The sequence below is a fragment of the Microbacterium sp. GbtcB4 genome (assembly GCF_019091465.1).
GTDB classification, from domain to species: domain Bacteria; phylum Actinomycetota; class Actinomycetes; order Actinomycetales; family Microbacteriaceae; genus Microbacterium; species Microbacterium paraoxydans.
Genome location: NZ_JAGXJJ010000298.1, coordinates 1 through 252, shown reverse-complemented (window position 1 = coordinate 252; position 252 = coordinate 1). Strand labels below are relative to the sequence as shown.

The 252-nt window shown below is 74.6% G+C and carries 1 pseudogene; it reads right to left on the bottom strand.

Annotated features, from left to right (window positions below):
• Positions 1-23: 23 nt before the first annotated feature.
• Positions 24-252 (bottom strand): annotated as a pseudogene (locus KVS71_RS17945) (FUSC family protein); the annotation flags it as partial.

Sequence of the window (252 nt, the reverse complement as noted above, 5' to 3'; positions counted from 1 at the left end):
GCGGCAAGACCCAGCTCCGCCCCCTACATGAGCAAGGCTCGCCCCTTCGGCGGCGATGCCGCGGCCCGCACCCCCGCCTCGTGTTCCGGCCAGAGGAGGGCGTTGAGCCACGCGTACACCGAGCCGGCGACGATCGCGCCGGCCAGGAGGACTGTCGTCGTCGACAGCGGGAGGCTCAGACCGATCCCGACCATGGGCAGGACCAGGGTCAGCGCGGGCTGCCCGGCGCGCTCCCCCGCGGCGGGCATGCTG